Raw genomic sequence first — 12574 nt, forward strand, 5'->3', positions numbered from 1 at the left:
ATGGTTTTACCTGCCTGAGCGCTGGGGTTTAGGGAAGCATTGAATTGGGAAAAGCGGATTGTATTAGTAGTTACCATAAGTTAGTTATGGGGTAGATTCAGAGTAGGTAAAAATGAGCGGATATTTGAGGCTGAAGAAATGAGACTGATTTAGCTGTAACTCCCAATTTTGTCAGTATCGATAATTAGTCCGTAAGCGATTATAGTACTGCTGAGAAACGAACAGTATCAGAAGTCAAACAATGCAAGGATTTTAGATTTTAGATTGAAGATTGACCCCAGCAATGCTACGCCAACACCTGCGATGAACACAATATCAACATGGGCAATATAAAATTTGCCTTCCAAATCCCTGGTTTTAGAGGTTTTCAGAAGACAGCTAGATAACTTTTTGGTATTAGTTGTTAATTGGGCATCCTCAAACTATCCCAGCTAGATTAAGAAACAGCTAGCAAAAGGTTAAAACAACATATATAATTCATGAGATTGGTGTAAAATCTTAGTCCAATGAAAATTAGGGTAGGCTGTTTGCCCACCCTATAATTCTTCTTAACTGAACTGTTTTATATAGCAATACAGTTCAGTTAAGCATTTCTTCCTTCTCTTTCTTCTCTTCCTTTGCGTCCTTCGCGTACTTCGCGGTTCGTTAAAAAAATTGACTTTGACAAAGAGTTAAGCCTTAACCCAAGCGTATTGTTTTATATAGGACTCGTATTTGATTTTTGAAAAAAATCAGTACACCCCAAAAAGGCTTCTTCCCCACTCCCTACTCCCTAATCCCTACTCCCTGTCTACGCAAATAATTATGGCTACGCCACGCTGCGCGAACAAAAATCAAAGCAGACTGTTATATTAGCGGAAATTACCAGGATTTAGACGAGCATTGTTAGGCTGAGACTGACGACGAATTGCTACTCCACTCCGCAAATTGTTTCCAGTACCCCCATCTTGGCGATCGAGGAAAGGTTTCAGATTAATCCCATCTCTAGATGAACTAACCCGATTATTACCACTGCCCAGAAGTGTGCGTCCTAAATTATATAATTCGTTGCCTCCACTACTGCGATCGCCATAAGTGTTAACTGCTATAGTCTGTTGTCCACTGTCAGCAGTAGTCAAGTTTTGAAAAACGCTATTGCGGATAACATAGGGGTCTTTCCCGCGCGGTACTGTCAGCACAATTCTACAGGTTGGGTTAGCTTGAGTTGTGACGCAGACAATATTTTCGTTATTTTCTACAGCTGTCTGAAGTTCTTGTAAGCCATCTGGACGATAAAGTTCTAAACGACTGGCAATTGCTGCACAACGCCTTTGTGCATCCCAACCACCGCCCAAAGCCGCAGGCGCCGCCCAAGGAAAGAATTGTCCTGATTGACTTTGTGGCTGATACATGACAGTATACTGACCATTATAAGTCTGACAGCTAAACCGAGTTGTACCGTCAGCTGAGGGTGAAGTTGGTATGCCTGTTGATGTGTCTATTGGGACTGGTGCTGATGTACCACCTGATGGTACTGTTGGTACTACTACACCACCATCGCCATTAGAATCATATTGTGCCATTGCTGCCGAATTGCCCAGACACAAAGATAAACCAAGAATACCCAAAGACATAAATCGCAGCAGTTGTGATGACATAAATCATCCTCCAGTAGAAATCGGTCGGGAATTGATAGTTTAAGTGACGAATAATTCTGTTTTTTGATTCATCAAAAACGCTATTTTTTTTCCTCTCTTGCTTTTTTCTCTTCGAGTAGCTTTTTCACCCATGCTTGAATTTCTGAATTCATCACCGATTAACCCAGCTAATTCTGCTTCCGAATTGGTTTTAGCGATGCCGTTCGCGGAGCGTCTCGTAGAGAAGGCGGCAAGCTAAGTACCCCAGCAATTCTTTGCTTAACACTTAGTCACTGAAATACTTGATAATTTTGTCTATATATGCTATGGCAAATTATTTGGATCAATACCTTGAGATTGTAAATAGGCAATTAGCCGTTCTTTTTGCTGACGTTCCTGTTCAGCACGTTGACGTTCCTGTTCAATTAGTTCCACTGCCCAAAGTAACAAATTACCTGCCTCATCCCACCAGCGCAACCAGTAACCAGTACGGGCTTCTTTTGTTCCTTGCCAAGTTCCCAGAAATAAACCGATTGAATCAATCCAATGACGACCATTTTCATCAGGTTGCTTTAACTCGTAGCGCCTGTTTTCGAGTTGGTAAAATTCTACCAAACCGCCATTTGGGTCAAAAATCAGGTAAATTGGGACTTGAAGAATCTGCTCATAAAAAAACCATTTTCCTGGTGGATAGGTTCGCTTAAAAGAGTATTCTCCACCCTCAGTGTCAGATAGAAATTCCATCACAATTGCCGGAATATCACCCTCTAAATTGGGTGTATAGCTTTTGCGTTCTGCTAAAATCTGATTTACCGATCGCACATAAACCCAGTCGGGTGCTTTAGCCACAAATTGTCCGTTTATCGTCGCACAAAGTCCAAAATTCGAGGCTATCAACATCTGCGGTTGGATGAAACCACTTATCTCAAGGCTTTCGCGCAAAGCACCAGCCAATAGTGGCTGACCTGTATTTTCCACTGGTTCATTCTCTAGATGAAAATCTGCGGGCAATGCTTCCCAAGATATTACCAGTTCTGTTGAAGATTTAGCTTTACCGAGTTGGGTTGCCATAAACACCCAGTTTGATTAATTTGTCTTTATTTTATAGTTAACCAGTCGCTTGTTGTCAGCTATTAGGTTGGGTTTCGTTCCTCAACCCAACCTACAGCGATCGCACTAGATTTAGGTGGTGCTTACTTACGTGGTAATCCCGTGCGGAGTATCTACCAATACGAACTTTTGGTTAGATTATGCAAAGAAGTAGGTTTCTTTCTTGCTCAAGAATTTTACCACTATAATCCGGCTCGACTACCAACGCCTGCCGAGTGGGTGACAATCAGGCGGATTCGTGTGAAAGATTCAGTAAATACAGTTTGGTGGTTATCTAAAACACCGAATCCTAAAGCAGATAACAGAAAAGTTTTAAAGCCCTATAGCCAAAGTATGAAACAATTACTCAAAAATGGTTATAAAGCAAAATTACGTCCTAGTGGACATGATATTTCTGATAAATTCCAAAAGGATAACCAGGGTGCAATTGTGCCGAATTTACTAGAAATTGCTAATACTGAATCGAATAGCGCTTATTTACGACGCTGTAAAATAGCAGAGATTAAGCCCCATCCAGCCCGTTTTCCTCAAGGGTTTGCCGAGTTATTCATCAAATTCTTAACTGATGAAGGTGATATGGTTTTAGATCCATTTGCAAGTTCTAATACAACTGGGTTTGTTGTACAGACTCTGCAACGCCGATGGATATCTTTTGAAATTAATCAGAATTATGTAATGGGAAGTCGTTATCGATTTAGTCAATAAACAAATTAAGTAAAGAGTCAAGAGTAAAGATTTAAAATTTATAACTCATAACTCGTAACTCATAACTACTCAATTAAATTTCTCCATTCACCTGCATTTGATGAACTTGATCCGCTAGGTCTTGACGACCTCGATCATCTAGTTTATCAATCGCTAACATCCCCATAAGAATAACTTCTTTCAGGGTTAAACGTGTCGAATGTGCCTGTTTTTGCACAATCTCCTTAATAATGGGACTGACACCAATCGCTGTACTAGCTCTTGCCACAGAATAAAAGGAAAACACTAATGATTCAGCCTAAATCTTAGCACTTCCAATGAGGTTATTCTCAAGAGTTAAAACTTAATTTAAATGTGTTTCAACCCATACTTCAATGAGTAAACATAAATTTTAAATTACGTATATAGAGAACAACGGTTTTAAGTGCTGGGCATTGTCATTGTACTGGACAATCTAGATCAAGCCCTCAATTATGGCATCAAATGTAAGAGCCTACTTTTCGATGAAAATAAATTTACATTTTGTCATGCCAGCGTAATGGGTATAGTGCCTAACCTCTTTTTGGGTTAGTTCTCAAATTCTGAGTATGGCAAAGCTGATGCTTGCTCATTGATGGCATACCATCGTATGATATCAATATTCTCAACAGTTAAACTTCTGCCTATTACTCTAAAATTTCTACTAAGTCTTCAATCGTCAGATCAAAGGTGGGAGCTAATTTGTGAATGGCAGTAAACTCAACTGTTGTAATTTTGCGACGACGCGCATAAATTCTAACTCTCCTGTAAATTATCCCAGAACGGTCATAAACTTTTTTTAGCGTCCATCCTTTCTCTTGTGCTAGTTCTCGAATCTTTAATCGGACTAATCCCATATTTGATAACTGATGTATTTGCACCGCTCAATTTCATATAAGAAATTAAAAACGGTAGAGGCGTACTCCTGCGTGCAAGCAAGCTACGCAAAGCGTCTGTCTGCGACACGCTATTGGCGTTCGTAGAGAAACGGCTTGTCGTCAGACATCGCCTCTCGGTCTAGCAAACTCTCATGCGATCGCCACAATTTACTGAAATTTGGAAACCTCAAATCAAATGGCTATTTTTTATATTACCAACATCAAAAGCAAAAACCTCTTTTTTAAGATACTCAAAATCGCTCAGTAATCGCCGAGTTTGCAAACACTTACAATATTTGTGACAACTGAGTTATGGAAAGTGGTCGCCTAATGAAAACAGTGCTTTAAGTAGAAGTATTCTTACAAATAAGACTTGTATACCACCGGGAAGCCCGTACTTTAAAGAGATCGTAAATTGTCAAATATAATATCGTAAACACGCTTTACAGAGCTACACAGTGTAAATAACAATAATAGCTTAACCGAAATAAAATTTTCCTGAATACAGGCAACTAATGCTGTCATAGGGAAAAGGAAAAGCAGTGAGTAGAGGAGAGACAAAGCGATGAAGGACCCTTATCTGTTGGCAGCAGGTTTGTTAACAGGATTGGCAATACCCGCATCGGCTCTTCCACATCTGTCGATTGTCCTGCCAGAAAATTCTAGATTCCTATGGGATTTAAAACAGGGTTCGCAGACAATAGTCAGTACAAAAATTATCAAGAGCGTTGATCTTTCCTTACCAGAACTCAGCGCCCAAGTGTTGCAACCTGTAAAAAATTCGCAGCTAACAGTAGATGAGAAGAATGTCAAGAGCGTTGATATCTCCTTAGCAGAACCCGGCAGTCAGGGATTACCAGCCCCAAGAGAGTCACTACTCAACTCCAGCGGCCAAGGAGCTAGTCTTTCACTGGCATCTGGCAATCAACTTTACTACCAAAGATTGGCGGCTCTGAAAACAGGTCAGATTTATACACGCGTAGATACTGATAATTTGCGATCTTTGTGGGAGTCGATCAAGAAACGTCAACTAACTTATGACGACTGGAAAAGTTTGCTAGCTTTAGAAGCTAGAGCGATCGCTCAAGGTCAAGGTGCAAATCATCTAAGTATCTTAGTTGGTGATTCTTTGAGCATGTGGTTTCCTAGAGAAAAACTGCCTACTGGTAAATTGTGGCTCAATCAAGGCATATCTGGAGATACTTCCAGTGGCGTTTTAAAAAGATTGGGGGCATTTTCCGCAACCCGGCCGAATGTGATTTACATCATGGCTGGGATTAACGACTTACGAAAAGGCGCTAGTGATGAAACAATTTTGCGTAATTATCGCCGAATTATCCGTCGTTTACGGCAGGCTCACCCACAAGCTCAAATCATTGTCGAATCAATTTTGCCTACTCGCCTACCAAAACTTTCCAATAGCCGGATTCGTCACATCAACATCCAATTAACCCTGATTGCCAAGCAAGAAGGCGCTAATTATCTAAATATCTATAGCTGGTTTACAGATATGGAAGGCAATTTGCGCCCAGAGTTGACCACAGATGGGTTGCACCTGTCTCAAGAGGGATATGATGTATGGCGATCGGCACTACAGCAGATAGAATACAAGCTGACTCAGCGCCAGAATTGAGCGATCGCCCCAAGCATCGGGCGATCGCATTCACCCTGCGGGTTCGGAGTCGCTTCTGCTAAGGGAGACGCGCCCAAGGCGCTGCTCATCATAACCTTTACTCAGACTATGTTTCGGACTTTTTTGATCGGTAATAATTTTGATCCAGCGTCAAACACCTAAATCTAGGTTTTATAAGGCTTTGACAAATCTGATCACAAATCCGAGATTAACGGTTGCTTTCTAGTTTGTATAGAAGGTAAATAAATATAAACTCTATTTATATACTTTAACGCCCAAGGCTTCCTGATTCAAAACCTGATTCAATTTACCACTGCGATAACCTTCCAAATCTAAGGTTACGTAGATAAACCCAAAATCTTGAAATGCGGAAACTAATATTTGTAAATCCGTTGTCAACACAAACTCTTTAATTTGTTCTGGTGGTAATTCAATGCGTGCTGTATCCTCTTGCGATCGCACGCGCAAATTCTGCCAACCTAGCTTTCGCAGATAAATTTCTCCTCTACCGACTCGTTGTAACTTAGCGACAGTAATCTCTTCACCATAAGGAAAGCGGGAACTGAGGCAAGGTTGAGCAGGCTTATCCCACCAAGGTAAACCAAGTTGTTGCGAAAGTTGGCGGACTTCAACTTTGGTGACACCGACTTCTGCTAAAGGCGATCGCGCCCCTCTTTCCTTAGCCGCCTGAATTCCTGGGCGATAATCATGCAAGTCATCGGCATTTACCCCATCCACTACATAGGGATAACCCAACTCTAAAGCTAAAGGTTTGAGAGTATCGTGCAACTCACTTTTGCAAAAATAACAGCGATTAACAGGGTTAGAAGTGTAATTGGGATTTTCCATCTCGTGAGTCTGGACGATTTTATGACCAATCCCAATAGTTGCAGCTTGAATTTTGGCGTCTTCCAATTCTTCTGGTAATAGCGAAGGAGAAACAGCAGTGACAGCCAAAGCGCGATCGCCCAACACATCAAAAGCAATTTTGGCAACCAAAGTGCTATCAACGCCCCCAGAGTAGGCAATCAACGCCTGCTCCATTTCTCTAAATAAGGCTATTAATTGCTCAAATTTTTCTGTCAACATCATTTCCCAATCCTGCCAAAACCCTATACCACCCAACAATTTCTATTGTAGTCAGGAGTCAGCAGTTAATACTTTTATCGTAAATTAAAGGGTTTAAGACCCCAACCATTACACCTAGCGCTCCGTTTCTCCCTACAGCCCTTCTCAAGACAGTCGGGGTTTAAATAAGAGTCTGTTGGCTATAGCGTGCCGTAGGCAAAATGTCTTTAAGGCGTGAATGCGTGAATTTTGAATTGTTATCTCCCTAATCTTTCGACTCCCCATCAACCAAGGTTGGTGCTTTACTGTACTTCGCCACCAGACTGGCTAAAAGCGGTAAATCAATCGGTTTAGAAATATAGTCATTTACTCCAGTTGCTAAACAAATTTCGCGATCGCCTTTCATCGCCATTGCTGTTTGGATAATTATCGGAATCGCCCCATATTGCCGATTTTCTCGCAGTTGTTGCACCAACTCAAGACCATTTCCATCTGCCAGGTAGACGTCCATTAAAATCACAGCTGGGTCTAATTGTGTTAGAGTTTGCCACATCTGGGCAGCATTTTTGACCCAAGTCACCTGATATCCCAATTTACGTAGAAAAATTTGCATCAAATGAGCGTTGGCGAAGTCATCTTCTACCAGCAAAATGTCTACACAGGAACTAGGGGTGAAAGGCAGAAAAGATGAGGAATTTGCTTCCCTTACTCCCTCATCTCCCCCCACTCCCGCCTCTTGCTTAAGGGGTAGTACGAGGGTAAAACGCGAGCCGTGATCTAATTTCGATTCCACTTTCACAGAACCACCGTGAATTTCGGCAAGTTTACGAGTCACTGCTAAACCCAAACCAGTACCTTCAACACCATCAGCTACAGCCTTGGCAATTTGGAAATAGGGTTGAAACAGTTGAGCTTGATCTTCTTGGGAAATGCCAGTGCCAGTATCCCAAACTGTAAAATGCACAAATTCACCTTTGGGAGCAACCTCTAAGACAACACTTCCTTTACTGGTAAACTTTAGGGCATTGAAGAGTAAATTCAACAACATTTGCTTAAGTCGTAAGGAGTCGGCTACTAGGGTTGTAATATCAGGGTCAATTTCTACGCATAGTCTCAAACCCTTATTAGCGGCTTTCTCTTTCACCAGCGCCAAAACATTGCTACACAACAGCGCCACATCTATTGTTTCCCACTGCACATCCATCTGATTTGCTTCAATTTTAGAGAGATCCAAAATATCATTAATTAGAGCTAGCAAGTGCTTGCCGCTAGACTGAATGATATTTAAATACTCTTGCTGGCGTTCTCTAGTTGGTTCGTACCCTGGCGCTAAAAGCAGGTTGCTAGAAAGGATAATAGAACTAAGCGGTGTACGAATTTCGTGACTGGTATTTGCCAGAAACTGATTTTTCAGTTGATTGGTGTGCTGCAATTCTTGATTAGAGCTACTTAAGAGTTCATACCGTTGCTGCCATTGTCTAAGTTGTGCCAACGCTGTCGTACAGTATTTGGCAGACCTTGCCATCAATTCTGATCTGAGTTGAGCAAGTGATTCTATCAGCGACTCACGATCAGCGATAATTAGCCAGCCCATGACGCTACCAGAATCATCAGCTAACGGCCAAGCGCTTGGTGGCTGTTGATTCTCAAGCTGTTGCAAATCTTCGACTTTTATAACCTCTTGCAATCTCAACAGCAGCTTTTTTTCTGCTGTCAGCACTTCTAGAAATAAAGCTTGTGAGTTTGCGGATGGAGAAGGAGAAACATAGCAAACTGTGGCAACAGTTTCTTGTGGTTCAAACAGAGCGATACCTACGGCAGAACCTGTAAGCGCCAGATTACTGCTGTCAACAGCAGTGTTAATCTCGTTAACCACAGTTTGGAAAACTTCCGCTTGTGCGGCTTCTGCCTGTGGGACAGTCTTACAAGCAGAAAGCAGGCAATCATTAAGGCGACTTTGCAAGTGGTTCAAGCTGCGCTCTAGCCACACCTGTGCGCGAAGTTGCTGATTTGTTGTCAAAAGTTTTGGCGTTGCATCTATCTGTGAGTTCTGGTCTGGTAAGCTTGAATACTGCTGCATGGTCAACTAGACCGGTGAACGAGTTTAGATTCGCATAAAAATCCGAACAGGATTCTATGTATATTGGCGGACAATCCTTTTTTATTTATAACCCATAATTTTTCTTTATAAACCATAAGTTATGTTGTTATAAACCATAACTTATGATGTTGAGTTTAGCTGCTAGACCAAAAATAATTATTGTATCAACCACTGACCTAAAATTTTTTAAAGCAACTTAAGGCTTATGGATACACAATTCGCCCAACTAATTGTCAATGGAATTGCGGTGGGTAGCATTATTGCTTTAGCCGCAGTCGGACTCACTCTTACCTACGGTATTTTACGGCTATCTAACTTTGCTCATGGTGACTTTTTAACTCTAGGAGCCTATCTTACGTGGGTGATAAACACTATTGGAGTGAATATTTGGCTGTCGATGATCCTGGCGGCGGCGGGAACAGTAGCAGCAATGCTGTTATCGGAAAAGTTCCTGTGGTCAAAGATGCGCTCTATCCGTGCTACTTCCACTACGCTGATTATTATTTCTATCGGACTTGCCTTATTTCTCCGCAATGGGATTATTTTTATCTGGGGTGGCAAGAACCAAAATTACGACTTACCTGTTACCCCGGCTTTAGATATTTTAGGTTTAAAGGTGCCGCAAAATCAATTATTGGTATTGGGATTGGCGGTGCTAGCAATTTTGGCGCTGCATTACCTGCTGCAAAATACCAAAATTGGTAAGGCGATGCGAGCAGTTGCTGACGATCTGGACTTAGCTAGGGTTTCAGGTATCAATGTTGACCGAGTAATTTTCTGGACTTGGCTAATTGCTGGCACTCTTACGTCATTGGGCGGCAGTATGTATGGGTTAATTACAGCCGTGCGCCCGAATATGGGATGGTTTTTAATTTTACCATTATTTGCCTCAGTGATTCTTGGTGGGATTGGCAACCCCTACGGTGCGATCGCGGCAGCTTTTATGATTGGCATCGTCCAAGAAATCAGCACTCCTTGGCTGGGTTCACAGTATAAACAAGGTGTAGCACTATTGATCATGATTTTGGTGCTGCTCATTCGTCCCAAAGGTTTATTCAAAGGAACGATTTGAGCAGCACCACTCCACTTCTAACTATTGAATAATGTGGAAGTAGTAGGCTGCTACCAGGAAGTTAATAGCTAACAAGAACAGTGCCCAGCCTGTGCGAAAGGCGTAGGGAGGTTTAGCTCCACTGTCGGCAACTGGTGAATTCTTAGCTTTAGCAGTCATAATCCGATTCTCCTAATGTCAGGACTTTTTAAGAAATACCAAACTGGCGTACCAAATACTCAACTTCTTTAAGAATATTTGTGTGAAGTTGGGAATTGGACATTGGGATTAGGGAAGAGGTGACAGGTGATAGGGAATAATCTGTACCCTGTAAGCTGTACCCTATTCCCTTCTTCACTCCCCACTCCCCACTCCCTCCTCTCCAGCATGATAGGAACTGCGAACCAGAGGCCCAGAACGAACATGGTTGAATCCCATTTCCCATGCTAATCTGCCGAGTTGATCAAATTCCTCTGGAGTCCAATATTTTTGGACTGGCAGATGTTCAAGAGTTGGACGCATATACTGCCCGATAGTCAAGCGATCGCACCCCACAGCCCTGAGATCAGCCATTGCTTCAACCACTTCATCAACTGTTTCTCCGTGTCCCAGCATCAAACCTGATTTGGTGGGAATTGTCGAATCGATTTCTTTGACCATAGCCAGCACCAAGAGCGAGCGATCGTACTTGGCTCCCCGACGCACTGGCCCAGTTAAGCGTTGCACTGTCTCGATATTATGATTGAAACAAGCTGGTTTGGCTTTTACAATCATCGCTATCCTCTGGCGTTGACCTGACACCCCAACACCAGCACCACCCCAAAAATCTGGGGTCAGCACTTCAATTTGAGTCTCTGGGTTCAACTGGCGGATAGCCGCGATCGTCTTCACAAAGTGCCCTGCACCCTGATCGGGCAAGTCATCACGGGCTACAGAAGTCAGCACCACATAACGCAATCCCAAAAGCTGCACCGCCTCGGCTACCTTTTGGGGTTCATCTAAATCTAGGGGCATTGGTGCATGACCTTTATCTACTTGACAGAAAGCACAAGAGCGTGTGCAAGTAGGCCCCATTAGTAAGAAAGTAGCAGTTTTTTGGGCGTAGCACTCTCCCCGGTTGGGACAGCGGCCTTCTTCGCAAATTGTGTGAATTTGGCGCTGCTTAATAATGCGTTGTACGGTAGAGATTTCACTGGCTTTGCCAATCGGACGACGTAACCAGCTAGGCATTGCCGTAATTTCAGACTTTAGTTCGGCTTGTTGTGACGAAATCATAGACATCTAAGCAAGATGCGGATATAGAGTCGTGGTCTGTCAATTAACAAATGATAGGGCGCGAACCCTCTTAATGAAGTCACCATGTTCCTTATGCCCTAGATCAAGGCTAAAGCCTTAAATATCACCATGACACAAATTGAAAAGAGCGCAAGCAAAAGTTTTGCAAAACACCTCTAGCAATGTCATTTATACCGAAATATACTATCCCCCAATTTCTAAAAATTTTGTATATAGTGGGAGAATTCTCAAGGACAATCGGCAAAGTCGCTATTTACACTTAAAGTTTCTATTAGAGAAAAGAGTCGTGGCAAGCAACAAAATTTTAGTTATCGATGACACTACAGTTGTCAGGGTAAAAGTACGAGAAATGTTACCTCCGGGCAATTTTGAGGTACTGGAAGCAAAAGACGGTTTGGAAGGACTAAATTTCATCCTTCAGGAAAAACTCAGCCTGATTATGCTGGATTTCCTGTTGCCTAAAATGAGTGGCTGGGAGGTTTTCCAGAAAGTTCAAGCCGATCCAGAGTTAAGGAAAATTCCTTTGGTGCTCATGTCTGGTCGCAAGGAAGAAGTTACCGAGAAAATCACAGAACCATTTGAATATTTTGAATTTCTGGGCAAGCCTTTTGATCAGAAGCAACTAATTAGCGCAATTAAGTTAGCTATGACTAAGGCGAAACTGCCACGCCCAGAACTAGTCCCAGTCGCAGCAGGAGTTGCTGTCAAAAATAGCACAATTGCAACTTCTGGTGTCGCCAGTGCTACGGCAGTAGCCCCTAGTGTTACAAATACGGCGATGCCTACGGCGGCAAGCAACGCAACTCCTACTCCTATTGCTGCAAATGCGGCGATGCCTACGGCGGCAAGCAACGCCACTCCTAGTGTCGGAGGTGCCTCCAACGCAGAAATTAATGCGTTGAACGAGAAAATGGTCAAAATGCAAGCAGAAATTGATGGTTTGAAGAAACAACTAACTCAGGTAGTGACTTTTATTAAACAAAAAATCAAGTAGCATTTGTACTCGTTATTATTATCCCAGCCGAAAATACCCCGTTTATAATAACGGGTGTCCGATTAAACAATTCGCAATGACGCTCGTTGGCCCAAGGCGCGTGC

Annotated in this window: 11 protein-coding genes and 1 pseudogene; 4 read left to right on the top strand and 8 right to left on the bottom strand. The window is 42.4% G+C overall.

Features of this window, described 5'->3' with window-relative positions:
* Window positions 1–851 precede the first annotated feature (851 nt).
* Window positions 852–1637, bottom strand: a complete 786-nt coding sequence (locus tag HWQ23_RS06890) for a COP23 domain-containing protein (protein ID WP_292825457.1) — start codon at window positions 1635–1637, stop codon at window positions 852–854.
* 303 nt (window positions 1638–1940) lie between these two features.
* A complete protein-coding gene (locus tag HWQ23_RS06895; RefSeq protein ID WP_292825460.1) occupies window positions 1941–2687 on the bottom strand; it encodes a Uma2 family endonuclease in 747 nt (248 codons plus the stop codon).
* 102 nt (window positions 2688–2789) lie between these two features.
* Here HWQ23_RS06895 and HWQ23_RS06900 point away from each other — a divergent pair.
* Window positions 2790–3431 (top strand): annotated as a pseudogene (locus HWQ23_RS06900) (DNA methyltransferase); the annotation flags it as partial.
* 73 nt (window positions 3432–3504) lie between these two features.
* On the opposite strand, the gene HWQ23_RS06905 reads toward HWQ23_RS06900, so the two are convergent.
* Both HWQ23_RS06905 and HWQ23_RS06910 read right to left on the bottom strand, forming a co-directional pair.
* Window positions 3505–3717, bottom strand: coding sequence for a hypothetical protein (locus tag HWQ23_RS06905; protein WP_292825463.1), 213 nt, complete (start codon window positions 3715–3717; stop codon window positions 3505–3507).
* Between the two features lie 379 nt (window positions 3718–4096).
* Window positions 4097–4306 (bottom strand): helix-turn-helix domain-containing protein, encoded by a 210-nt coding sequence (locus HWQ23_RS06910; RefSeq protein WP_292825560.1) that lies wholly within the window; start codon window positions 4304–4306, stop codon window positions 4097–4099.
* Between the two features lie 586 nt (window positions 4307–4892).
* On the opposite strand from HWQ23_RS06910, the gene HWQ23_RS06915 reads away from it, so the two are divergent.
* The gene (locus HWQ23_RS06915; RefSeq protein WP_292825466.1) at window positions 4893–5960 is read left to right on the top strand and encodes an SGNH/GDSL hydrolase family protein; all 1068 of its coding nucleotides are present in this window, start codon (window positions 4893–4895) and stop codon (window positions 5958–5960) included.
* 255 nt (window positions 5961–6215) lie between these two features.
* Here HWQ23_RS06915 and larE read toward each other — a convergent pair whose 3' ends face one another.
* Together larE and hrmK are read right to left on the bottom strand one after the other, a co-directional pair.
* Window positions 6216–7052, bottom strand: coding sequence for an ATP-dependent sacrificial sulfur transferase LarE (gene larE / locus HWQ23_RS06920; protein WP_292825469.1), 837 nt, complete (start codon window positions 7050–7052; stop codon window positions 6216–6218).
* 241 nt (window positions 7053–7293) lie between these two features.
* The gene (gene hrmK / locus HWQ23_RS06925) at window positions 7294–9108 is read right to left on the bottom strand and encodes a hybrid histidine kinase/response regulator HrmK (RefSeq protein WP_292825472.1); all 1815 of its coding nucleotides are present in this window, start codon (window positions 9106–9108) and stop codon (window positions 7294–7296) included.
* Between the two features lie 226 nt (window positions 9109–9334).
* On the opposite strand from hrmK, the gene HWQ23_RS06930 reads away from it, so the two are divergent.
* Complete coding sequence (locus HWQ23_RS06930) at window positions 9335–10201, top strand: branched-chain amino acid ABC transporter permease (RefSeq protein WP_292825475.1); 867 nt, start codon at window positions 9335–9337, stop codon at window positions 10199–10201.
* Window positions 10202–10222: 21 nt separating this feature from the next.
* Here HWQ23_RS06930 and psaX read toward each other — a convergent pair whose 3' ends face one another.
* Together psaX and lipA are read right to left on the bottom strand one after the other, a co-directional pair.
* Complete coding sequence (gene psaX, locus HWQ23_RS06935; protein WP_292825478.1) at window positions 10223–10360, bottom strand: photosystem I protein PsaX; 138 nt, start codon at window positions 10358–10360, stop codon at window positions 10223–10225.
* A gap of 174 nt (window positions 10361–10534) precedes the next feature.
* Window positions 10535–11455 (bottom strand): lipoyl synthase, encoded by a 921-nt coding sequence (lipA, locus tag HWQ23_RS06940; protein ID WP_292825563.1) that lies wholly within the window; start codon window positions 11453–11455, stop codon window positions 10535–10537.
* A gap of 307 nt (window positions 11456–11762) precedes the next feature.
* Between lipA and HWQ23_RS06945 the strand changes: the two genes are divergently transcribed.
* Window positions 11763–12470, top strand: coding sequence for a response regulator (locus HWQ23_RS06945; protein WP_292825481.1), 708 nt, complete (start codon window positions 11763–11765; stop codon window positions 12468–12470).
* The last annotated feature ends 104 nt before the right edge of the window (window positions 12471–12574 follow it).

The organism is Nostoc sp. JL33 (assembly GCF_017114985.1).
GTDB lineage: Bacteria > Cyanobacteriota > Cyanobacteriia > Cyanobacteriales > Nostocaceae > Nostoc.

Bases quoted from the DNA above. Each gene is read 5' to 3' on its own strand.
- HWQ23_RS06890 (WP_292825457.1), bottom strand. From the start codon at position 1,637: ATGTCATCACAACTGCTGCGATTTATGTCTTTGGGTATTCTTGGTTTA.
- HWQ23_RS06895 (WP_292825460.1), bottom strand. From the start codon at position 2,687: ATGGCAACCCAACTCGGTAAAGCTAAATCTTCAACAGAACTGGTAATA.
- HWQ23_RS06910 (WP_292825560.1), bottom strand. From the start codon at position 4,306: ATGGGATTAGTCCGATTAAAGATTCGAGAACTAGCACAAGAGAAAGGA.
- HWQ23_RS06915 (WP_292825466.1), top strand. From the start codon at position 4,893: ATGAAGGACCCTTATCTGTTGGCAGCAGGTTTGTTAACAGGATTGGCA.
- larE (WP_292825469.1), bottom strand. From the start codon at position 7,052: ATGATGTTGACAGAAAAATTTGAGCAATTAATAGCCTTATTTAGAGAA.
- hrmK (WP_292825472.1), bottom strand. From the start codon at position 9,108: ATGCAGCAGTATTCAAGCTTACCAGACCAGAACTCACAGATAGATGCA.
- HWQ23_RS06930 (WP_292825475.1), top strand. From the start codon at position 9,335: ATGGATACACAATTCGCCCAACTAATTGTCAATGGAATTGCGGTGGGT.
- psaX (WP_292825478.1), bottom strand. From the start codon at position 10,360: ATGACTGCTAAAGCTAAGAATTCACCAGTTGCCGACAGTGGAGCTAAA.
- lipA (WP_292825563.1), bottom strand. From the start codon at position 11,455: ATGATTTCGTCACAACAAGCCGAACTAAAGTCTGAAATTACGGCAATG.